Here is a 23,451-nt window from a genome sequence, read left to right as displayed (position 1 = left end):
AGCCCCCCACTGCACTCAGCGCCCCACCGCGAGAAGCGCCGTCGGCCCCTCAGGGTCCGGCGGCGCTTCGTCGTCGATCGTCGCGGCGTTCAGCCGGGTGAGCAGGCCCACCATGTAGCGGGCGATGTTCTCGAGCTCGTCGGCGGTCGGCACCCAGAGCACCGCGCGGGCGACCGCGTCGATCAGCGTGTCGAACTCCTCGGCGAAGTTGCCGTCGAGCGCGCGCACCGAGTAGCCCGCGCTGTCGACGAGGTGGCGCACCGCACGCAGTCGTTCGGTGCGGCCGAGGCAGCCCTCGTCGGTCGCGAGGCCGGCGCGCAGCATCTCGGCCGCGTCGACGAGCCGCGCGAGCTCTTCGTCGCCGAGACCGAGGGTGTCGACGAGTCCGAGCAGGCCGGGATCGTCGGCGATGGCCGCCGGGTCGAGGATGCCTCGTTGCTCGAGCCGCTCGCGCACCGCCGCGAATCGGGCGATCTGCCACGGCGAATCGATCGGAGCGAGCACGAGTTCGCGCATGCGGGGTTCGCGGCCGAGCAGCATGAGCTCGGGATCGCGCGCCGCCTCGCGCTGGTAGAAGTCGACCTGTCTGGCATAGCGGATGCCGCTGATCGCCTCTTCGACGAGGGCGTCGTGCTGCTCGGGTGCGGCCACCGCGAGGGCGTGGCGCGCGGTGAAGCACGCGCACGAGTAGCGGATCTCGACCTCGAGCGACCCGCTCGCGTCCTGCATCCAGCGACGGGCGGCCGCGGCAACGCGGGCCTCGGTCTCGTGCTTGTCGGGCAACCGCGACGACGCGCGTGCCGTGGCCCAGGGGTGAGCCGCGGCATCCGCTCGGGCCCATTCGTCGGCGACGCCCGGCGTGAAGATCACGTACCCGAGCGCGGCGCGTGCGCGCATGCGGGCGAGCACCCGATTCGGGTCGCGGCGCTGCCCGCCGGTCTGGTGCTCGAGCAACTCGATGTAGCGCACCACTGCGCCCCGGATGCGTTCGCGCCGCCGCGCCGCGTCCTCGTCGCCGGCGGCGCCACCGCCGTTGCCGGAGCCGTTGCCGGAGCCGGTGCCGGCGAGATCGACGTACGCCGACCAGTTGCGGGCGGCCGTCAGGTAGGCCATGAGGCTGCGCAGCAGCATCGCGTGCGGCTCGGGCCTCGTCGGGCGCGCACGCCGGCGGGCGTCGATGCGGGTGCGGATCGGTCGCAGCGCGGCGTGCACGTCTGCGGGGTCGAGCCGGTGCCCGCCCGTCGCAGCCGCGGTGCGCACGTAGGTGTGCCAGACCTTCGGCGGCACGTGCTCGAACACCTGCGGTTCGTCGCAGAGCCAGGCGGCCTGGTTCACGATGGGTTCGAGGCGGTCGAGAAAGGCCTCGTGCGCGGCCCGGTCGCCGAGCCCCTCGAAGCGGTCGTACACCCGGTCGTATTCGGCGAGGATGCTCGTCGGGTCCTCTTCGATCGCCCGGCTGAGGTAGTGGCGGTGCTCGGCGCCCGTGGTCATGCGGGCGAGGGCCAGCAGGCCGACCGACTTCCAGCCCGTCGCGCGATAGAAGCCGCGCACGTCGGGGTAGCGTTCGGCCATCGTCATCGCGGTGAAGCCCGCGGCGAGGGCGAGCAGCTTGCGGTGCTGGTCTGCCTCGCCCGTCTCCCACTCGAGTTCGAGTTCGGCTTCGTCGACGGGGCTGCCGTTGCGCCGCAGCGTCGCGATGCCCGAGCGTTCGTCGAGGATCGTCACCTGCAGCATCCACGGCGCCGAGTTGAACAGCACCTGCACGAGCCAGGCGATCGCCGAGGCGATGCCGCTGCCGCTGCGGTCGGCGATCGCGATGAACTCGCCGAGGTCTGGCGTGCTCGGCCGCTCGACGCGTTCGGTGGGGTCGTCGAGGTTCGCGTTGCGCACCTGGTTGAGGGCGTCGATCGACCATGCGGTGTTCACCGAACCGTCGGATCCCATGACCTTGGCGTCGAGGCGCGAACGGCTTGCGAGCCCCGGGCCGAGCACCGCGACCGCGGCGAGCGCGAGCGGCAGCGCGACGACGAGCCAGGCGGCGAAGCCGTCGCTCGCGTAGGCGGTGGCGATCACGATGACGACCGGGGTGAGCGCGACGAGCGACCAGCCGACGGCGCGCAGCGTCGCGCCGGTGCGACGGGTCACCGCGAGGTTGCGAACGCCGGGCATGAGGGCCACGAGTCGGGCGGCGACGGCGAGCACGAGCCAGGCGACGAGCATCGCGAGCAGTGCGTCGCCGAGCGGCACGAGCACGGCGTCGACGAAGGCGTGCCATCGTGTGCCGACCGCGGCGGTCCACGAGCTGAGCGACGAGCCGTCGCCGACCTCGGCGGTGCAGCCGGCGAGCGTGAACGCGGTGCCGGTTGCGAGTATCGCCGCCGACACCCGCACCCGTCGTGTTCCCCTGCGCTGCTGCATTCTGGTCGCCCGCCTTTGCCCTGCGAGGCTCGCTCGTCGCTGTCTGGCGCGAGTCTAGTGAGGCTCCGGCTCGCCGCGACAGGGCCGACACTGAGACATCCTCACCCGCTTTCGGGGGGCGCGACCACCGTGGAACCGACTCAGAACAGGGCAGGGAAGGTGAGCAGCAGGATGAAGCCGCCGACGGCGATGGCGCCCGCGAGGCCGAGCATGATCCACGCCGCGATGTGGTGGATGTCGCGCTGGGCCATCGCCGTGAGAAACAGCACGAGCGCGAACAGCACCGTCAGCAGCGAGTAGTCGTCGCCCCGTTCGGTGTACTCGAGGGCGTCGGCGAAGCGCGCGTCGGCGACGGCCGTGCGCTCGGCGCTCTCCGCGGTGCCGGGCGGCACGTACTCGGGCATCGCGAACGGCCCCTGCTCGACCTCGCCGCCCGCCTGCCACGCGTCGAAGGCCACCGCGAAGTGCGGCGTGAACCGCTCTTCGATCTGCTCGGCGAGCGCCGCCTCGCCCTGCGCGGTCGCGGTCACCCACTCGGCGTAGACGATCAGGTCGACCAGCCGCGCCTCGTTGGCCTGCCCGTCGGCATCGGCCGCCTCGACCCGCGCGGCGGATGCCTCGGCGAACGCGATCGCCCGCTCGCCGCTCCACTTCGAGGCCTGGAACCCGCACCACGCGGTGAGGATCGCCGTGACCGAGAGCATCGCGACCGCAACGATCTCGATGAACGGCCGGTGCCGCCACCGCGACACGGGCGCGCGCGGGGGCGCTGGCGGTGCAGCAGCCGCCGTCGCCGATTCCTCCCCCATGAGCCCCCCTCGTCGCCGCTCGGACGTGCGTCGCTGCTCACAATGGCACAGCTCCCGGCCGGCTGTCACCACCCGCCCCGGTGGGCGGCAGCGAGCGGATGCCTCGTGGCCCGCGACATCCGCTCGCCGCCGCTGTCAGGCGTTCCGCCGCCGTCGGACGAGCAGCAGCATGCCCGCGCCGAGGGCGACCGCGAGTACCGCGAACAGCCCGAGGGTGAGGAGAGCGGAATCGACGCCGGTCGACGCGAGCGCACCGGTCGTTCCCGTTCCCGAACCGGCCTGGCCGTCGCCGGTTCCACCGCCGCCGCTGCCGGGCGTTCCCGGCTCGCCGCCGGGTTCCCCGCCCGGCACCGCGCCCGGCACCGTGCCGGCTCGCAGGGCAGCGGGCTGCTCGCCGTCGGCGAACCACCAGGCGGGGCGTGCCGTCGCCGCGTCCTCCGCGAGCGCGCTCACCCGGGCGACCGGAGCCGCGGCCGTCGACAGCGATGCCGGGGCCGTGGCGAAGCCCTCGTTGTTGAGGTTGGGCATGCCGGCGGGGCGGGCGAAGAGCTCGATCGTCGGCGCCGAGCCCGTGAAGGCGATGCGGGCGCCACGGCCCTCGCAGCCGTTGTCGCAGAGTGCCCACAGCCGGTCGAGCACGGTGTCGTAGTCGAGCGCCATCACGCCGCCGAGGCCGGGGTCGATCGCCGCGATCTGTCGGCTCGATCCATCGGCGTTCAGGGCGTAGGCGTAGACGACGCCGTTGTCTTCGACCGCGACGAAGAAGAGGCCGTCGCCGTGGCCGGGGTACGTGGCCGGGTCGTACGGCGCCGAAGTATTGGCGTCGACGAGCAGGCCGGCGAGCGCGGCATCCGGCACCCACTCGACGGCTTCGAGACCCGTGTTCGCCGCGACCTGCGGCAGTGACGCCGTGAGATCCCACTCCTGCTCGGCGACGACATCGGGGCCCGCGGCCTCGGGGTCGAGCGCGAGGATGACATTCTGGTTGACGCCCTTGTTCGAGTTGTCGCGCTCGGAGGCGATGTAGAGCCGGCCGTCGTCGTCGATGGTGATGCCCTCGGCGTCGGGCCCCGCCGCAGCGGGGTCGTCGGCGTCGCGCTGGAAGCGCACTCGCTTGCCCGCGGTCCACCCGTCAGCGAAGGCGACTGAGCCGTCGGCGCTCGCGTCGAGCTTCCAGAAGGTGCCGGTGCCGTTGTCGACCGCCCAGAGCACGACGCCGTCCGGCGTCTCCTGTGCGTCGAGGCCCGAGGAGTCGCCCTCGAACATCGGCGTCTCGTCGATCACGGTGACCTCGGCGGCACCGGGCCACACGGCGACATCGGGGTCGACCGGGTCGACCGGGCCGTCGCCGCAGGCGTTCGACGCGCCCTTCGTCGCGACGGATGCGTCGCCGAAGTCGCCGGTGCCGTCGGGGCAGCGCGCCCAGGTGAGCGCGGCGTGGTCGGTCCACGCGTACTCGACGACCGTGAGCCCAGCGGCATTGCGGATGGTCGCGATATCCGCCCCGCCCAGGCCGAAGCCGAAGTGCGCGCCGCCGTCGAACACGAAGAATGCACCGGGGGCGAGGGTCGTGCCGGCCGCAATGGGCGTGACGTCGGCGGCGTGGCCGATCGGGTCGCTGTCCATGAGCGTCCAGCCCGAGAGATCGACGGGCTGCGAGCCGGTGTTGACGACCTCGACCCAGTCGGTGGCGTCGCCGTTCGATTCGACCTCGTTGACGGCCACGGCCGGCAGCACACAGGTGTTGGGTTGGCCGGGCGTGACCTCGGCGAGCGCGAAGCTCCCGGTCGCATCGGGGCAGCGCGCCCAGCTCGCGATCGCCTCGTCGCCGTCGATGGCCGGATGCCCCGTCCACGAGTACGTGTCGAGCTGCACGCCTGCGTCGTCGTAGAGCCGGATGGAGTCCGACCCGCCGATGCCGATGGCCGCCTGGAACTGCTGCGCGGCGCCGGCCGCGTCGACACCCGGAGTGGAGGCCTCGACGAGGAGTCGAGCGCCGGCCGCGATCGTCGAACCCGGCGCGAAGAACCAGCGGTGGTCGTCGGAATTGTCGCGGATCTCGTAGCCCGACAGGTCGAGGTCGTGCGTGCCCGGGTTGATCAGCTCGATCCAGTCGGCCGGGCCCGAGTCGATCTCGTTGAGCAGCACGCTGCCCGGCTGCGCAGGCGCGGAGCACACATTGGCCGCGCCCAGCGTCACCTCGGTGGCGTGGGCCCACTCGCCGCCGTCGGCGCAGCGCGACCAGTCGCTGAGCGGTGCGGTCGCCTCGTACGCGAAACTGTCGACGAGTGTGCCGGCGGCGTCGAGGAGCGTCACCGCGTCGCCCTTGCCGAGTCCGAACGGGAACCCGAGCGGCGAGGCGTCCTTCGCGAGCACGAGGTATCCGCCCGGTGCGATCGTCGTGCCGCCGGGGATGGTGCCGGTCTCGGTGCGCTTGTCGTCTTGCACCTGCCAGCCCGAGACGTCGACGGATGCCGCGGACGCGTTGTAGAGCTCGATGGCGTCGGCGGGCGATCCGTCGTACCAGATCTCGTTGACGACGACGCCGGGCTCGGCGCCGAGGGCGATGGTGGGAGTCGCGGCGATCGCGATTCCAGAGGCGGCGACCGCGAGCGTCGCGAGGATCGCGGCGCTTCGGCGGGCGGGACGGGGCAACGACATTCGGGCGCTCCTGTCAGGCTGAACGGGGGTCGCTCGTATTCGACCGTTCGCCGGTGGCCGGAATGCGTCCACGTCATGAACGCACGGCGTCGTTCACACGGCCGGACATCGCGCGCCTTCGACCGCCTACCTGCCGCGCATCAACTCCTCGCCTTCGGATGAGACGCTCAGCGCGGCAACGGGTTCGGCCCGGTTGCGGTCACCAGCCGCTGCGGCACCCAGCCGTCGACATGGTGGATGCCATCGAACGCCCCGCCCTGCAATTCGATCACCTCGCGCAGCGAGCGGCGATGGAACTTCACGTGGGTGAAGTCCTCGAACAGGATGTAGTACGGCTCGTTCCACTCGTTCTGGAACTGCTGCCCGGTCAGCACCTCCCGATGCCGACGGGAGAACGCATCGACCTCCTCCCCGACGACCACCCCGATGTGCTCCATGCCCATCTTGTACACGCGCTGGTGCACGGGCGGAATGAGCTCGATGAGCGGGATCACCTTGCCGTCGAGCACGCGGAGCGGCTCAGCGAGCAGGATCATGGACATCGGCCGCCCGTTCCAGACACCCTCCACGTTCGCGACAGCGTGACGTTCGAGCAGCGTCCGCACGTGGACGTACTGCTCCCACTCCGGCACCCGGAAGGCGAGGTGGCCCAGCTCGTACGGTGCGATGTCGATCCCACGCGCGAGGAGGCGGTCGCGCTGCTGAGCAGCGAACGCCTGGTAGTTCCCGATGATGTCGGCGACCTGGTCGCGGTTCATCTTGTCAATACTGGCCCGGCGGCTCGGCCGCCGCCAGCGGCAGCGAAACGATCGCGAGCGGCATGGATGTCACGATCGACTCGCCGCCCGAAGCATCCACCTTCACGCGCTCGCCGTCAGTCCCAGTATCGCGGGTTCGAGAAGTCCCACCGATGTTCCGAGCGCGCCCCCTTCTCGGTCAGGAACCGGTGCTCGACCGTCGTGCCGCGCAGCACGACGTGCCCGAGGTTGTGCTCGCCGAGGTAGCCGGAGTTGTGCTCGTCGTTGATGCGCTGCCGGAACAGGCTGACGGGCCGCACCTCCTGCGGCGTCCGGACGACCTGAGCGACATGCCCGGGGTCGGTGTCGTCGAAGTCGATCAACACGAACAACCCGTCGCGATAACGCCCCGCCACCGTGGTGCCGTCCTCGGTCAGGATGGTAGCCGGTTGCGTGCGACTGAGCCAGGCCGGAATGCGGGTCCAGGCGCCGCCCGCATAGTTGTTGATCGCGCTGCTGCAGAGCTGCACGAACTGCGCGGTGGAGGTCGGACGGTACGAAGCTCCCGCCGAACTCGGGGTGGCGGGCAGGCCGCCGGTCGGCGTCGTTCGTGCACCTCTGGCCCGCGACCTGCCGGCGTCGAACTCGATGTACTTCACGGTCGAGGAGAACCCGTAGTGCACGTCGCCAGACAGCACCACGACGTTGCGCCCGGCGAGGCGGTGCAGGAACTCCGTGAAGTGGGCCTCGTTCGCAGCCCAGTTCTCGTAGTCGTACTTGTACGCGCCGACGAAGAACGTCAGAAATCCCTGCAGCGCCTCGACCCAGCGAAAGCCGAACACCGGTGCGGGCGAGACGAGCACCAGCGGGAGTGACGGTTCCTGGCTGCGAAGGCACGCCTGGAGGCGGCGCATGGTGGCATCCCACGACGCGACCCGCTTCAGGAACGCGGGCGCCCCCCGCTTCATCCCGCCGCGGTCGTCGTCCTCGGCGCCGCGCTGGGTGCGCGTGTCGAGAAAATAGACGAGCGGCTCGGTGGGCGTGGCGAACTCCCACCGGTCGAAGCGCCAGAAGCGCTCGTCGGCCTGCGCGGCGCGTCGGCCGCGCTGCTCGATCAGGTCGGCGAACTCTCGCACTCCGGCATCGTCGCCGAACGCGTCCGGATCGTTCCCGTACCCCTGGCAGAGCCAGTAGGCCATGAGCGCGTTCGCCACGATCCGCCGACCGAGTGAAGCCGAGTACACGCTCGTCATCCAGTCGAGGTCGAGATTCCAGTCGTCGGTCACGTCGTGGTCGTCGAACATCATGTACGTCGGGACGTTGGCAAGCAACCGGCGCGCGTTCCGCAGGGTGCGCGTGAAGTGGTCGAGTTCGCGATGCGGGGCGTACCAGGTGCGCGGGTTCCACATCAGTCCATACAGGGCGAGGTACTCGCACAACGTCGCGACATGTCGATCGAGATCGTCCGAGGTGAACTTGGCCTTCTTCTTGAGCACGGTCTCGCGGCCGCGCGGCATGAGCCCCGGGGCATCCGGAAGCTGCTCGGGCGGGGTGGTCTCGAGCCGCTGGGCGAGGATGGTGATCTCGTCGCGGACGATCTCGTGCACGTCATCCGCGTAGATCTGGTCACCGCCGAGGCAGAGCAGGGCCGGTCGATCGGCGGGCTTCAGCCAGGTCCTCGCAACGAGCGCGTCGCCATCGGCCATGGTGTCGCGTTCGCCGCCATCGGTGTCGTGGATCTTGCGGCACGAGCCGTAGAGCACCTGCAGCGTGGATCGCCGTCTCGGGAGCACGAACGTGGGCAGCGGCGCATCGCCGTAGGCGAGCCCGTCCTCACGAACGATGCGCTCGAACGGTCCGTAGTCCCATCCACCTGCCCCCTCGACCGCGATCCCGTACGCCAGCACCGCCCCGGTCGGCAGCGGCTGCTCCGGCCGGATCCTCGCGAAGTGGAACGTCAAGGTCGGCGTCACCTGCACCGTCAGCGGCTCGTCGTCATGCGCGAGCCAGTCGGTCGTGCCATGCCGACGCACGGAGAACCGCAGACCGACCGGACGGTAGGTCGCGAGGCAGACGACCACGAGGTCGGGTGCGGCCCGCCGGAGCAGCGGCCCGATGAAGATGTCGGCGGCGATCACACCTGGCGTCCGGTCTTCGGGTCGTACTGCACCTCCACAGGGACCACCTGATCCGTCGGCAGGATCTCCAGCCATTGGTCGAAGATCTCGTAGTTGCCGGTGACGTTCGCCCGGAATCCGCCCGCGAGCGGGAAGAAGCCGTGCTCGTAGACCCGGTCGATCGGGGTGGCGGTGACGACGTTCTCTGCATCGACCAGCTGGGGGTCGTCGACCTCGCTCGCCTTCGGGAAAGTGCCCTGTTCGACGCCCTGGCGGTGCTTGCGCTGGATCTTGCGGGCGAGGTCGAGGATGACGTCGATCATCTTCTGCCCGTCCAGAGGCTGCCCGTTGATGTCCTTCTCATCCGGATTGTCGGTCTGGTACAGGTCGGCGTCGGTGATGCCGTTGAAGCCCTCGACGCCCTTCAGCCAGTTGATCGCGGCCTCCTCCTTCCCCGGCCGGATCGGGATCACGGCCTTGACCCACGGTGCGTTGAGGAACGCGTTGCGCATGTTGTCGCCATCGAGCTCCAGGAGCCATCCCAGCGACGACCCGAACTTCGCGGGCTTCGAGTCCTCGGTGATGTAGTAGTTGTCGCGAGCGGGGTCATCGATGCCACCCCAACCGATCGTGCTCCCCGCGAGCTTGTCCGCCGTCGCGGTTGCCGTGACGCCGAAGAGCTTGGAGAGCACGCCCTTGCCGATGACGTCGAGGTTGGCGACGAGATGCGCGGGGCCGCTCCGCGACGGCTCGAGCTGCTGCCGGTGGTCGCGCAGGCGCGGCCGCCACCACTCGGGAGCGACGAAGTAGAGCATCTTGTCGACATCGAAGATCGAGTTGATGAGTTCGGCCACGATGTGCCGGGTGCGATCATCGGGCATCGGGACGCCGTTGGTGAGCAGGTCCTGGATCAGCTTGCGGTACACGACGATACGCTCCTCCTCGCGGAGGTCTTCGCTGGGGCGCGTCTCGATCTGGTGCATGAGCTTGACCCGTTGGCGGGCGTTCTCGACGAACGCCTTCTGGTACTCGGCCGCCTCGCGCGCCTTGAACTGAGCGACGTTCTCCTTGTTCTTCTGGATGGCCTCGTCGTTGGCACCGGCCGCAGGCGACCAGTGCAGGGTGAGCTGCACCTGCACGCTGTTCTGCCCCTGGAAGTCGGCGCTGTCGAGGTGCAGCGTGAACGTCGAGCGGTTGTCGGAGTTGGCGATCGCCCCGGAGCGCGAGGCCGAGACCGGCTTGCCCATGCCGTCGAACTCGACGTTCTGCAGCACGTAGTCGCCGCGCGGACAGACGCACTCGATCGGGAAGTCGGCCTGGATCTTCTCGAGGTTGCCGAGGAACTCGGAGTCGTCGACCTCGACGCCGTGTTGATACACCTCGTTCTCGTTGTCGGCGTCGGTGCCCTCGATCGAGATGAACGGGATGGTGACGACCTTCTGCTCGGCGAACGGCTGAAGGAGCGGGATCTCCTCGGGTGCGTGCAGGCCGTCGAGTTCGGCGGGCTTGGCGATGTGCATGAGCTTGGCGACGCCGAGCGACTCGCCGGGGTCGTCCACGTACGTCTGCCAGCAGAGATAGCTTCCGATGTCCTGCACCTGCACCGCGACCTGTCGCATCTTGCGGCGCATCTCGTAGTTGATGAGCTCCTGCGTCGAGTTGGCGAGCACGTAGCGCTTGCTCGAGCTGTCCATGGTCTCGGTGATGGTCTTGAAGGTGCTCTTGAAGTTCTTGCGGATCTCGGACGAGAGCTTCTCGGTCTGCTGCCGCATGCGCTTGTGGGTCTCCTCGCGTGACTGCTGCTGGCTCGTGTTGTAGTCGAACGACGAGTTGGCGACGATCGAGGCGTACGAGGCTGTGACGCTCGCACCGAACTTGACGTCCTGCTTGTTGTCCTCCTTCACGGCCTCGCTGATCTCCTCCTGCTCCGTGGTTTCGGACTCCGCCTTGAGCGTGGTCTCGAGGGTCTGCTCGAGGGTCTTCTCGACGATCGTTCGACGCGTCTGCACCTCGATGAGTTCGACCGTGGAACCCGGTGACAGCCAGACATGCCCCACCGGCGTGCCGAGGAACGAGTCGAGCTCGAAGAAGTACTGCCGGAACAGGTGCACGACGCTGATCGGCGACAGGGCGACGCGCTGCAGCTGATCGCGCTCGCGCGGGTTGAGGTGCTCCAGGTCGAGGTAGCCCTCGATGGGGTCGGGCGCTGCCAGGGCGGCGAGCACGATCTGCGCCTGCTCGGTGTTGTCCTTCGCACTGTAGAACACCTGACGCAGCGTGTCGTACTGCTTCGTCTCGGCGAGGTGCAGCAGGGCCCCGCCGAGTGCGGACTCGTACCGCAACTGCGACTCGAACGCAGTGCGGGCCGTCGCGCGGTTCAAGCGCCCGACGTCTGCGCGGGCGAGCATCGCCGGCATCCGGTTGAAGGAGTCGTCTTTCAGTTGGGTGCGCTGGAACTCGATGTAGCGGGGGCCGACGACCTGGTCGAAGAGCGTCTGGATCTCGCCTGGGTTGATGACTCCAAGCCAGTCGTCGTGCGTGACCTCCGCCGCGGTCGTCGGCAGTTTGCGCCCGAGTTCCTCGATGAGCACGCTGTCGGCGGGCTTCTGGGCTCGGGCGTCGAGCACCCCGGGCCGGATGCGGACGTCGCCGAGCACGTCGCCGTCGTACTGCAACTCGACGAGGCCCGAGAACTCCCGCTTGAGCCGGTCGATCAGCTGCCGCTTGTCCTTCTCGAATCCGCTGCCGAACCGCTCCTCCATCCGACGGGACTTCCAGCCCAGCAGCGGCTGGTAGATGCCGAACATCTCGCTGGCGTACGGCAGGATCGCGGTGTAGTCGATCAGGTCGGTCAGTCGCTTGGCAGCACTCATCGGAAGTTCCCCCCAACTCCTCCGATCAGAGGGTACGACCGCGTTCGCTTCGACGCTGCGCCGGAGTGCCGAATGTCCGCCCGGACGGAGGGGGAAACCAGTGATGGCCCGGATGCCGCCGGCCATCGACGTTCCTAGCATCACGACTGGCCCGACCTCTCAGCACGGAGGCTCTCATGAGCACGAACGATCCCGTTGATCCTTGGCGCCATCCGATCGCCGAATGCGATGTCGTCATGAAGGGCGGCATCACCTCTGGCGTGATCTATCCCCGAGCCCTCGCCGAGTTCGCGAAGACCTACCGGCTCCGCAGTCTCGGCGGAGCCTCGGCGGGTGCGATCGGCGCTGCGTTCGGCGCCGCCGCCGAACTCGGTCGTTCGAGCGGAGGGTTCGCCGCGCTCGACGCCATCCCCGCGACGCTGGCCGACGGCGGGCTCCTCGACCTGTTCCAGCCCACGCCGAAGACGAAGCCGCTCTTCCGGGCGCTCGTCGCCGCCTCGACGAAGCGCGTCGGGCCCGTGATCGGCGCACTTCTCCGAGGCTTCTGGCTTCCCGCGTCGATCGGCGGCGCACTCGGCATCGTGTTCATCGCGATCGGAGTCGCCCTCTGGTCGGCCGCCGGCTGGCTGCTCGTCGTCGCCGGGGCTCTGCTCGCGCTGATCGGAGTGATCGTCGGCGTGCTGGTCGGGGCGGTTCGTTCGCTCGCGGTCGACGTACCGGCGAATTCGCTCGGCCTCTGCACCGGCCTCAGCGAGCATCAAGACGGCTCGGCGTTCACCGAGTGGCTCGCCCGCCACCTCGATGAGCTCGCGGGGCGGCCGGCCACCGGTTCGCCGCTCACGTTCGGTGATCTCTGGGGCGGCGGCGCAGATCTTCCGGTCGCTTCGCGCCAGATCGACCTGCGAATGATCGGCACCTGCCTCAGCCGGTCGCGCCCCTACGAGCTGCCGTTCGAGACGCACAACCTCTTCTACTCGGATGCCGAGTGGGGCCGGCTCTTCCCGCGACGGGTGCTCGACCACCTGCATGCGGCATCGGATCGTGCCGCGGCATCCGCTGACCTGAACACGCGTCGAGAAGACGAGTGGGCGGCGGGGCACGAGCCGCGGCTGCGGCGGCTGCCGGATGGCGGCGAGCTGCCGGTGATCGTGGCCACGCGTCTCTCGCTGAGCTTTCCGCTGCTGATCTCGGCCGTGCCACTGTGGGCGGTCGATCGATCGGCCGGAGCAGCGCGCACCGCCATGGAATCGGACGAGCCCGAGGCTCACCCGCCGTTCCAGCGCCTGTGGTTCACCGACGGCGGCCTCTGCAGCAACTTCCCGCTGCACCTGTTCGACGCGCCGCTCCCGACGCGCCCGACGTTCGCCATCAACCTCGGACCGTTCCATCCGAAGGCGACGGTGCACACCGAGTTCGATGAGCAGTGGCGCAACGTCTGGTTCGCGAAGACCAACAAGGGCGGCCTGATGCCGGACTATCACGACATCCCGGGCCGCGGACTCCCAGCGCTCATGGGGTTCGCCAAAGCCGCGGTGCTGACGGCACGCACGTGGACCGACAGTTCCCACCTCGACGTGCTCGGGTATCGCGACCGAATCCTGCGCATCAATCACACGGGCGCGGAAGGCGGCCTCAATCTCGCGATGGACGGTCCGGCGATCGATCTGCTCGCGGAACGCGGCCGTGCGGGGGCGGAACGCATGGTCGACCAGTACACCCAGCTGCACTATCCCGAGAAGGGGCCGAAGACGGCCACGGGATGGGACAACCACCGCTGGGTTCGCTATCGCTCGCTGGTCGCCGCGCTGCCCGAGTTTCTCGAGGCATACAATCGCGGCCATGAGGCGCTGCGCCTCGAGGCATCCGAAGCACCGAGCTTCAGGCTGACGGGCGCGAGCCTCGCGCTCGCCGACGAGCTCATTCGCCAACTCGATGCCACCGCAGCGGTCGCGGCGGCGGCTGAGCCGAAACCGCTTCAGGCGCTCACGGACGAACCCAAGCGTCGCGGACGGATCCGCCGCGTTCCCCAGATGTGATGCACGCGAACGCCCGGCCCTCACAAGGAGGGCCGGGCGTTCGGAGTTCGACAGGTTACCGTCGCTGCTTCACACGGTTACGTGCGACGCGGCAAGGCGGTTACGCCGCCAGCGGCACCGTCACGGTCGCACGGGGCATGGATGTCACGACGAACTCGCCGCCCGAGGCATCCACCTTCACGCCCTCGCCGTCGCCGAGCGCACCGCTCACGAACAGGTCGCTGATGCGGTCGTCGATCTCGCGCTGGATGACGCGGCGCAGGGGCCGGGCACCGTACTCGGGCTCGTAGCCGCGTTCGGCCAGCAGCGCCACCGCGGCATCCGTCACCTCGAAGGCGACCTCGCGCGCGGCGAGCCGCGACGCGGTGGCGCCGAGCATGAGGCGCACGATCCGCGCGAGCTGCGGCTCGTCGAGCTTCTGGAACAGCACGATCTCGTCGATGCGGTTCAGGAACTCGGGGCGCATGGCCTCGCGCACCTTGCCCATGACGCGGTTGCGCACGTCATCCTGCGACGAGAAGCCCGAGCCATCCGTCGACGCGACGAAGCCGAGCGCTCCCGAACGCGACGCGAGGAACTCCGAACCGAGGTTCGAGGTCATCACGATCACCGTGTTGCGGAAGTCGACCGTGCGGCCCTGGCCGTCGGTCAGGCGTCCGTCGTCGAGCACCTGCAGCAGCAGGTTGAACACGTCGGGGTGCGCCTTCTCGATCTCGTCGAACAGCACGATCGAGTACGGGTTGCGCCGCACGCGCTCGGTGAGCTGCCCGGCCTCGTCGTACCCGACATAGCCGGGAGGGGCGCCGACGAGCCGCGACACGGTGTGCCGCTCGCCGAACTCGCTCATGTCGAAGCGCACGACGTTCTCGTTCCCTGAGCCCGTCGAAGGGAAGAGGCTCGCAGCGAGCGCCTTCGCCAGCTCGGTCTTGCCGACACCCGTCGGCCCGAGGAACAGGAACGACCCGACCGGGCGCTTGGAATCGCCCATGCCGGTGCGGCTGCGGCGCACGGCCTTGGCGACCGCGGTGACCGCGTCGTCTTGGCCGATGACGCGCGCGTGCAGCTCGCCCTCGAGGTCGCCGAGGCGCTCGCGCTCGCTCTCGGTGAGGCGGTTCACCGGAATGCCGGTGGCCCGCGAGATCACCGCGGCGATCTCGGCCTCGTCGATCACATTTCGGTGGTCGAGTAGGCCGCTCGCGGCCGTATCGAGACCAGGTGACGAGGTCTCGATACGCTCCTGCGTCGCTCCTCGACCAGCGGATGTCGCGGCATCCAGTCGAGCCTGCACCTTCGAGATCTCGTCGCGAATGCGCGAGGCCTCCTCATAGTGCTCGGCGCTCACGGCGGCGTTCTTGTCGGCCTCGAGGTCGGCGAGTCGCGCGATGAGCGCGGAGACATCCGTCTTCATGCCGAGCTTCAGGCGCAGACGCGCGCCTGCCTGGTCGATGAGGTCGATGGCCTTGTCGGGCAGCACGCGGTCGGTGAGATAGCGGGCGCTCAGCTCGACGGAGGCGCGCAGCGCGGCATCCGTGTACTGCACGCCGTGGTGCTCCTCGTAGGCGGGCTTCAGCCCGTGGAGGATCAGCACGGCGTCTTCGATCGAAGGCTCCCCCACGCGCACCGGCTGGAACCGGCGCTCGAGGGCGGGGTCCTTCTCGATGCTGCGGTACTCCTTGAGCGTCGTCGCACCCACGAGGTGCAGCTCGCCGCGCGCGAGGCGCGGCTTCAAGATGTTGCCCGCGTCGGTGCCACCATCGCCCGAGCCGCCGGCCCCGACCACGGTGTGGATCTCATCGATGAAGATGATGAGCTCGCCCTTGTTCGCGGCGATCTCCTCCATGGTCTTGGTGAGGCGCTCCTCGAAGTCGCCGCGGTATCGGGTGCCCGCGAGCATGCCGGGCAGGTCGAGCGAGATGACGCGCTTGTCGAGCAGGGCCTCGGGCACCGACTCCTCGACGATCGCGCGGGCGAGGCCCTCGACGATCGCGGTCTTGCCGACGCCGGCCTCGCCGATCAGCACCGGGTTGTTCTTGGTGCGACGGCTGAGGATCTCGATGGTCTGCTCGATCTCGTCGGCACGGCCGATCACGGGGTCGAGCTCGCCGTTCGCGGCCAGCTCGGTGAGGTCGGTGCCGAACTTGTCGAGCATCGGCGTTTCGGATGTCGCATCCGCTCCCTGAGCCTGTCGAAGGGAGTCCTCGTCGGCACCCGGCATGCCCGCTTCGACCGTCTCGCGCATGCCCTGCGTGAGGGCCTCGGCGGTGACGCCGGCGCGCGCGAGCACCTGCCCGGCAGGGGCATCCTGCCCCAGCACGAGCGCGAAGAAGAGGTGCTCGGGGTCGATGTAGGTCGAGCCGGCCGAGCGCGCCACCTGGTAGCTGTGGAACAGCGCGCGGGAGGCGCTCGGGGTGATGCTTGCTGCTCCCTGAGCCTGTCGAAGGGTGTCCTCATCGAGATCAATGGCAGCGGGCAGGCGCGCCTCGGTCGCGGTGATGAGCCGCTCGGGGGCGACCCCGATGCGGGCGATCGCCTGCTTGACGCTCTCGTCTTCGACGATCACGCGCAGGATGTGCAGGGCGTCGAGCTCGGTCTGGCCGCGCTCGAGCGCGAAGCGTCCTGCTTGACGCAGGATGCCTTGAGTACGGGCGGTCAGGAACCGGCTGAGGTCGATCGACCGAGCCTGACGCGCCTGCTCACCCGCGAGATAGCGGGCGAGAAACTCGTCGAACGAGCTCGCGCCGGCTTCGGGGTTGAAGTCTTCGGGCACCAATCCTCCTGGAAGTTGAGTGGGGTACGCTCAAGTTCAACGCTGAGAGGACGCGGGTATTCCCACGGCTTTGACTGTCTCGGCTACTACATGCGTCGATCTGTCTTCCCGCCAGCCTGGGTCCTCGGCGTTCAAGCGGTGCAGCGGTCACTCAGTTGACCGACCAGTCTCAATTCGGCGATCCTTATGGCTCCAGACGTGCTCGACGGAGCGCCCTCGATCGACGCATCAGGCTTTGTCGATGCGCGTCGCTCGGGTGAGCTGTCTGTGTCGCACACATTTGGCTGATCACATCCTCGAGGTGAATCACGGTCCGAACTGCGTTATTGACCCACTCTCGAACATTCGCCGGATACTCTTCTTCGGTTATGGCTTGGTCCGGCCCGATGAAGGGCGAGGTGTGTCCCGCGGCACCGCGCTTCGCCCCCAGCGTCGTGAGTGCAGATATTTCAACACCCGGCGCATCATCGATGGCTGCCCATTCGATGCCTACAAGCTTGGCGAGGTCCTGGATGTTATTGCGCTTGAGGCCATGGTTGTTCTGGATCACGCTCTTGACATGAGCCTCCGCGACCGAAGACGACATGTAGCCGCGCCAGGTTCGTTTGGCATACGTCGGAGGGTCAATGCCAGCCCATTCCAGTGCGGCGGAGTAGAACGGCAGTAGGCCTGCGGGGATTGCTGATCCCGAATCGATCACCGCTCGCGCATTGAAGAAATGGGCGAGAAAGATGTTCTCGATCCGCTCCTCGAGCACTGCATGCGTGACCAGAAGGTACGCTCGTGTCATCGTGCGCTCGTCCGACCTCAACCGATCTGGCGGGATTGTTGTGACCGACGTCAGAAGCGTCGTGTCTATCTCCTCCACCTCAGCGAGCAGCGGGTGATTAGCCACGACGGAGAGCACCGGGCAAGTCATATGAAACGCCAGTTGCCTGCTGCACGACTGTCTGCCACGCCCGATGCCGAGTAATGAATGCGTCGGCAGTCTTGGTCGTCGCGCTTATTGATCGAACAAAGGCATCATCGGTAACGCAGAGGTGTTGATAGGAGCTCAGCACCTGATCGGGATGTGCAGCGATCGCCTCACGGACCGTGGGAATGCTCAACGAGTACGCCTGGACATCAAACACGGCTCGGTTGAGGGCTCGCTCCCAGCGCCCGTTCGATGGACTGGTGCCTGAGCCGGTCCATTTGCGACAGAACCGGGGGCCGAACAGTTGCTCCCCGCACTCCAATCCTGCACTGAAGTCGTCGTAAGCGTCGTTCAGGCGGAATTGCTCCAACGCCCAGGCACCCGTCAAGGTGCGTGAGGTGTCGTCGAGGAATGATTTCAAGTTGCCTCGGTAGGGCAACGGAGAAACGCTAAAGGCGATGTGCCGCAGCAGGAGTTCGGCATCGACCATTCTCCGGTCCGGGTGATCGATCCCGAGGAGCTTACGAAGGGATTCTGATGATCCGGACGTCTGGTCAATCCACTGCATGAAGTCGCCGGGAATAAGCGCTTGGCGCAGCTCCTGAGGAGACAAGGCGACGCTTCCAGTATTGAGTCGCAAGAAGAGGGAAAGGAGAAGTGACTCTGAGTTCCAGTTGCTCAACACGACCGTCCGGATGGTGGCGTTTTCGAGCGCGCTGTAGGAATCCGGGCGATTTTCCTCCAGCTCATTCACATCACTCCGGTTGAGTTCACTCAGAACCTCCAGACCCGTCAAGGCCAGCGGCTCGAAGGCTGAGTCACGTTGCTCGCTCGGGTCGGCAAAGTACTGGCGGAGCGCAAGCAGCCGTTGCTTGCCATCGAGCACGAAGTATTGGCCCCGCTGCCCCGGCTTCTCGGCGAGCACAATCTGAGGAATGGGGAAGCCAAGAATGATCGATTCGATGAGTTTGCTTTTTCGGTTGGCAAGCCAAGCGTTCCGTCGCTGAAACGCCGGATCTAGGTCGATGCGACCCTTTCTCATCTGATTGACGAGCGTCTCAACCGTCCAGTCCGTCCCACTCACCGAAGCGCTGAAGCCTTCGATGGGCGGCGGTGCGTCTGCCTCGGACTCCCCCTGGTTTGGAATCAGAACAACCTCGTCCTGATCGTCCACGAATTCCTGCTCAACCTGATCAACTGTCACGGCGCCATCATCGCAGGAAGCCTCCCGTTTGTGCCACGGCCCCACCAAACTCGCGCCAGTTAGGACACGCGCGCTCGCAGCAACCTATGCCGTACGCGGAGGCTGGCACCGACGTAGCGTGCCGACGCATTTGATCCGCGACCAATCATGATGCGTTCGACTCTCCCTCGCGGCCTGCGGGTTCCCTTGCCTCCGCGGCATCCGTGTCGTGGCGCGAGTTCCAGAACGTGACAAACACGAGGCGCAATGCGAACCACCACAAGTAGACGGTGGTAACACTCGATGCGGCCGCGTCGCTCAGGAGCCCGTGTGCAAGTTCGTTTCGTAGATTCGGACCAAGCGGACCGCAGAGGAGCGCGCGGAGTTCGAAGCAGAGATCAGCGCCGAAGATGTCCACTACGCCGTCTCGCTCCATGAGGGTGCTCAAACCGACTTCGTGTTCGACACCGTTCTCCATTCTTGTTGTCGCGATGCCTGCGTTCCCGAGGTGGACCCGAACCAGGTTCTCCAGCTGAGGCACAAGGAGATGTGCCGCCGTTGCGAAATCGGACGTGTAGCCGAGATAGAGACCTCGAGCGAACTGCCCGACTCGGTCGTCGGGCACGATCGCGGATCCTCGAACAATCGTTTCAAATACGTTCGGCGGCAGCCGGTGATCATTGCTTAGCTGCACATACGCCGGCCAGATCATGCCTTGCACGAGGAACCCAATTCGCCATACGTAGCTCTGCACCATCTGGCGCCAGGTAGCTGGGTCGACACCGTAGATCGGCGTCCCACCCTGACCGCTGTCTCGGTGAACGACTCGACCATCGCTCGTGTAGGTGATGTGCGAAAAGAAGCGTGACAGGGGGTGCTTGTTGATCAGCTCCTCTGCGCTGGACTTCTCCTTCGCAAAATCGACCAATGGATGAAGTGCTGCGAACTGCAAAAGAGCCTCCGGTGCAGGCCGGTCGGCGACAGACTCTGCAGCTTCGTTGGCGACATCGGCCAGATCAATGGACTTGGAGGAGAACGACTGCATTGTCTCCAGCTGAGCCGCACCAAGTTCGCGGATTCGCCTCGCCAAATGTGCGGGCAATTTCGAGACGCCCTCCCGTTCACGGACTGCACGCGGAAGGGTGCGCACTCGCTGGAGCGCGAGCTCGAACAGATGCGATGCGCGAGCTCCGCCGCTCGCGTCGCCAGATCGCGCAATCTCTTCTGCTTCTCCGACGAGGCTGTTGACCACGAGCACGATCTGCTCATCAGCGGCAACGGCATCGCCCCTTGCTCGGAACCACCCTGCCGCGCTCTCTCGATACGCACGAGCGCGCTGGCGTTCCCTCGAGCTATCCGCGATCGCAACCAGACGAGTAGCTATCGACTGCGAGTGTTCAGCGCTTCGCCGGAGATGCCAAAGCAACTCAGCTGCCCTCAACGCGGCGAAGCCGGTTTGCTCCACTTCGATTACGTCCCGGAGCCGATGCTCCAATAGGGCCAACTGAGTCGCGGTCGCCTTGCTGAGGCGGCGAGCGACGAGAATAGCACGCTCCCACGCGCCGATCTCAAGGGCCCAGGCCTCCTCTGAAATGCCCGAATCGAGCACGGCTTCAATATGAGATTTCGCGTGGTCTACGCGCTGTGCCCCGCTCGCGTGCAGAAACAGAACGTCGTGAACGCGACCTCGGAGCAGCGGATGCTCAATGTCATCCACAACACTCCGCAGTCTCGCCAGATCGTTTGCAGAAAGATCGTTGGGTATCTGAGTGCGACGCCCTGCCAACGAAACCGCGGGTCCGAATGGTTCAACCCAATCGCCTGGCCGAAGCCAGTAGTCCGCAATCTGTGCAAGCAGTGCGAGGATCCCGTCTTGGCCTCCCTGCAGCTCGGCCGCTAGTAGGGTGAGGCGCCCGCTCAGCCCGATGAGGCCACCATCGCCCCCAACGAACACCGCGCGTTCGTTAGCAATTGCCAGGACTTCGGCGTCTCTGTGCAGTGCGTTCGAATCGCTTTCGGGCATGAGAAGACCGTACTGTCGCTCGCCGACATCTGGCCCGACTTCGCGGTCGCTCACGTCACCGTAGCCGGCGCTAACTGGAGCTGACGTCGAGTGGCATCCATCGGACGCCTTCTGGTCGTGGTGTTGCATTTGATGTGGTGCGGTGCGACCGATCACCAAGCTACGACGAGGTCCCAGCGCAAGCCGCTCCAAGCCGGCCCCTGTAGAGCTCGACCGGTAACGCGTGGATCACGTCGTAAGTGGAGACACCATAAACTCGCGGACTGACCCAACACCCCTGCACCGCGATCACCGGTGCCACCGGATTTGTCGGACGCCACCTGGCCGGGCGGCTCGGGCCCGAGGCATTCGTCATCATGCTGAGCTTCCTGCGGGCGCGGCCCGACTGCGGCTCGCCGTACCACGAGTCGAAATGGGCGGCCGAAGAGCTGACCCGCTCCTCGGGCCTCGACTACACGATCCTCAAGGCCGGCATGATCTACGGCCGCGGCGACCACCTCAGCCACACCGACGAAGGTTTCGTTGACACGGTGGAATGTTCTCGACACGTCCGGATCCGGCATGCTAGCTTGCACAGACCAAGGCGGGGACCCGTCTGCTAAACGAGTCCCCGCCCCTCAGGTCACCTCAGCGTCACTTCCCGGACTTCTTGGTGACCGTCGTCTTGTACGTAGTCGTCGGACGGGCCTTCGCGGTGCTTGCACTCACGAACTGCCCGTTCGACGCGCTCTTGAAAACGGTTTGCTTCTTAGCGGCCAATTCACTCACCTCCTTTCATAGAGATCCCGGGTGTGCGCTGCGCACATCCGGCACCTCGAAAATACGTTCGACTACCCCTATATCTAGTGTTGTGGACGGCGTGTCGCCGGATATCTAGTGGTCCGAGATGAAAGTCCTAGGCACTGCCACCGCCCTCCCAGGCAAATTCACCAGTGGCACCGGATTCGTTGGACGCCACCTGACCGAACGACTCGGGCCCGGGGCATCCGTCGTTGTCTCGCGCCGCACGCGCGTCGACGCCAGTGCCGTCGACGCACTGACGCGGGCATTCGAGGGGTGCGTGGTGGTCGCGCACTGCGCAGGTATCAACCGCATCATCGGCGACCAGACGTACGAGGGCGTGCACATCGAGGGCACCGCGAACGTGATCGGGGCGGCCAAGCGCGCCGGCGTGCGAGAAGGTAGTCATGCTGAGCTTCCCGGGGATTTGGCACTGTGCCGCAACCTGCATGAAAGCCACGAACGGCCCGAGGAGTCAGAATGGTTGCCGGGGAGACGCCGGCATTCCGTAGCCTTTCGGGTCCAGTTGCATCTCAAGTTCACCCGCGTAAGTCTCATGAATCTCGCGGAGCCTCACTCCCAGGCTCGTGACCCGCTGGTGAAGAGTCTCGTCCAACGAGCACTCGTCCCGCAGCCAAGCTGACGCGAGGTCGAATCCGATGTGTGCGGCGCGCTCCACTGTGTGGCGGAGACTCCAACCGTCTTTGAGGGCATAGGCGCCGTCTACCCCGTTGGCCGCCAACGTTAACGCTTCCCGAAACTCGTGCGAAGGCAGCAGCGCGATTTCACGATCAAGGGATATACGTTTACCTTTCCACCACTCGGGGAAGTCTTCGTTGAAGTCCGTGCCAGGTTCATCGTCCTCGATCCTGGCGAGGCGCACAACAGTGGCGAATAGCTCTTGCACTCGGCCAACCGCAGGTAGCGAGATCTGCCATAGCTCAGCACGACGGTCTTCTGCGCGGGCCGAAAGGAGGGCGTCCGCCGCCTGTTTGGCTCGCTTCTGATGCCCAATCTCGCTCAACCAAACGCCCGCGAGCGCGAACAGTGCTCCAAAGACACCGCCAATGACGCCCAACCATGCGCCCGCCAACTGATCGTTCATTTTTCGCCCACACCGACCCCCGAACAATACGCCGACACTAGCGGCAGTCGAGTAGACGCACCTTGGGCGGGCTCACACGCATACTACGGTCTCAGTCATGACCCAACACCCCCGCACCGCGATCACCGGCGGCACCGGCTTCGTCGGACGCCACCTGGCCGAATGGCTCGGGCCCGAGGCATCCGTCGTCATTTCTCGCCGCGCCGGCGTCGACACTGGTGACGTCGACGCGCTGACGCGAGCGTTCGAGGGGTGCGAGGTCGTCGCGCACTGCGCGGGCATCAACCGCGAGATCGACGACCAGACCTACCAGCGCGTGCACATCGAGGGCACCGCGAACGTGATCGAGGCGGCCAAGCGCGCCGGGGTGCGCAAGATCATCATGCTGAGCTTCCTGCGAGCGCGACCCGACTGCGGCTCCCCGTACCACGAGTCGAAATGGGCGGCCGAAGAGCTGATCCGCGACTCGGGCCTCGACTACACGATCCTCAAGGCCGGCATGATCTACGGCCGCGGCGACCACCTCATCGACCACCTCAGCCACACCGTGCAGACCCTGCCGGTGTTCGCGACCGTCGGCTTCCGCGAGAAGCCCATCCGGCCCATCCCGATCGACGACCTCACCGACATCCTCGTCGCCGCGATCGACGGGCGGATGCCGCGTGAGACCGTCGCCGTCGTCGGCGCCGAGCAGCTCCTGCTGTCGAAGGCCGTGCGGCGCGTGGCATCCGTTCTCGAACGCCGCGTCGTCGTGGTGCCGTGGCCGGTGTGGGCGCAGTACGCACTCGCGCAGGCGACCGAGTGGACCATGAAGGTGCCGCTCGTCGCGAAAGCCCAGGTGCGCATGCTCGCCGAGGGCGTGACGGATGCCGCGCAGCCCGCGGCATCCGTACCCGACGACCTTCGCCCGCGGCGCATGTTCACGGCCGAGCGGATTCGGGCGAGTCTGCCCGCCGATGGCGGCGGGTTCGGGTGGAAGGACCTGCGGGTCAGTCACTGACGATCAAACGACGACCGTCGTGAGAT

The 23,451-nt window shown here is 67.1% G+C and carries 13 protein-coding genes and 1 pseudogene; 3 read left to right on the top strand and 11 right to left on the bottom strand.

What is annotated here, in order from left to right:
• Positions 1–15: 15 nt before the first annotated feature.
• The 6 genes from ACWGST_RS03105 to ACWGST_RS03080 all read right to left on the bottom strand — a co-directional run bounded on the left by ACWGST_RS03105 (position 16) and on the right by ACWGST_RS03080 (position 11,615).
• Positions 16–2,418: a hypothetical protein gene (locus ACWGST_RS03105; RefSeq protein WP_452045176.1), complete on the bottom strand. Its 2,403-nt coding sequence runs from the start codon at positions 2,416–2,418 to the stop codon at positions 16–18.
• Positions 2,419–2,558: 140 nt separating this feature from the next.
• Entirely contained in the window at positions 2,559–3,227 is a 669-nt protein-coding gene (locus tag ACWGST_RS03100) for a hypothetical protein (protein WP_452045175.1), read from the bottom strand.
• A gap of 135 nt (positions 3,228–3,362) precedes the next feature.
• Positions 3,363–5,888 carry a lamin tail domain-containing protein gene (locus ACWGST_RS03095; RefSeq protein WP_452045174.1) on the bottom strand — a complete coding sequence of 842 codons (2,526 nt, stop codon included), beginning with the start codon at positions 5,886–5,888 and terminating at the stop codon, positions 3,363–3,365.
• A 167-nt stretch (positions 5,889–6,055) separates the two neighbouring features.
• Entirely contained in the window at positions 6,056–6,646 is a 591-nt protein-coding gene (locus ACWGST_RS03090) for a VOC family protein (protein ID WP_452045173.1), read from the bottom strand.
• A 116-nt stretch (positions 6,647–6,762) separates the two neighbouring features.
• A complete protein-coding gene (locus ACWGST_RS03085; RefSeq protein ID WP_452045172.1) occupies positions 6,763–8,763 on the bottom strand; it encodes a hypothetical protein in 2,001 nt (666 codons plus the stop codon).
• On the bottom strand, positions 8,760–11,615 hold the full coding sequence (locus ACWGST_RS03080) for a hypothetical protein (RefSeq protein WP_452045171.1): 2,856 nt from the start codon (positions 11,613–11,615) through the stop codon (positions 8,760–8,762). Before ACWGST_RS03080 ends, ACWGST_RS03085 begins: the two co-directional genes overlap by 4 nt.
• A gap of 176 nt (positions 11,616–11,791) precedes the next feature.
• Here ACWGST_RS03080 and ACWGST_RS03075 point away from each other — a divergent pair, with 176 nt between their 5' ends.
• Entirely contained in the window at positions 11,792–13,651 is a 1,860-nt protein-coding gene (locus tag ACWGST_RS03075; protein WP_452045170.1) for a hypothetical protein, read from the top strand.
• 100 nt (positions 13,652–13,751) lie between these two features.
• On the opposite strand, the gene ACWGST_RS03070 is transcribed toward ACWGST_RS03075, so the two are convergent.
• The 4 genes from ACWGST_RS03070 to ACWGST_RS03055 all read right to left on the bottom strand — a co-directional run bounded on the left by ACWGST_RS03070 (position 13,752) and on the right by ACWGST_RS03055 (position 20,540).
• A complete protein-coding gene (locus ACWGST_RS03070; protein WP_452045169.1) occupies positions 13,752–16,418 on the bottom strand; it encodes an ATP-dependent Clp protease ATP-binding subunit in 2,667 nt (888 codons plus the stop codon).
• 184 nt (positions 16,419–16,602) lie between these two features.
• Complete coding sequence (locus ACWGST_RS03065; protein WP_452045168.1) at positions 16,603–17,325, bottom strand: hypothetical protein; 723 nt, start codon at positions 17,323–17,325, stop codon at positions 16,603–16,605.
• Positions 17,306–18,538, bottom strand: a complete 1,233-nt coding sequence (locus ACWGST_RS03060) for a DUF262 domain-containing protein (RefSeq protein ID WP_452045167.1) — start codon at positions 18,536–18,538, stop codon at positions 17,306–17,308. Before ACWGST_RS03060 ends, ACWGST_RS03065 begins: the two co-directional genes overlap by 20 nt.
• A 145-nt stretch (positions 18,539–18,683) precedes the next feature.
• Positions 18,684–20,540: a DUF4209 domain-containing protein gene (locus ACWGST_RS03055; protein ID WP_452045166.1), complete on the bottom strand. Its 1,857-nt coding sequence runs from the start codon at positions 20,538–20,540 to the stop codon at positions 18,684–18,686.
• 886 nt (positions 20,541–21,426) lie between these two features.
• Here ACWGST_RS03055 and ACWGST_RS03050 point away from each other — a divergent pair.
• Positions 21,427–21,657 (top strand): annotated as a pseudogene (locus ACWGST_RS03050) (hypothetical protein); the annotation flags it as partial.
• Between the two features lie 138 nt (positions 21,658–21,795).
• Here ACWGST_RS03050 and ACWGST_RS03045 read toward each other — a convergent pair.
• Positions 21,796–22,425: a hypothetical protein gene (locus ACWGST_RS03045; RefSeq protein ID WP_452045229.1), complete on the bottom strand. Its 630-nt coding sequence runs from the start codon at positions 22,423–22,425 to the stop codon at positions 21,796–21,798.
• A gap of 97 nt (positions 22,426–22,522) precedes the next feature.
• Between ACWGST_RS03045 and ACWGST_RS03040 the strand changes: the two genes are divergently transcribed.
• Positions 22,523–23,425: an SDR family oxidoreductase gene (locus ACWGST_RS03040; RefSeq protein WP_452045165.1), complete on the top strand. Its 903-nt coding sequence runs from the start codon at positions 22,523–22,525 to the stop codon at positions 23,423–23,425.
• Positions 23,426–23,451 lie beyond the last annotated feature (26 nt).

Source organism: Agromyces sp. NPDC055520 (assembly GCF_053619715.1).
Note: the sequence above shows the minus strand (reverse complement) of the source record. Positions and strands in the feature narration are given on the sequence as shown.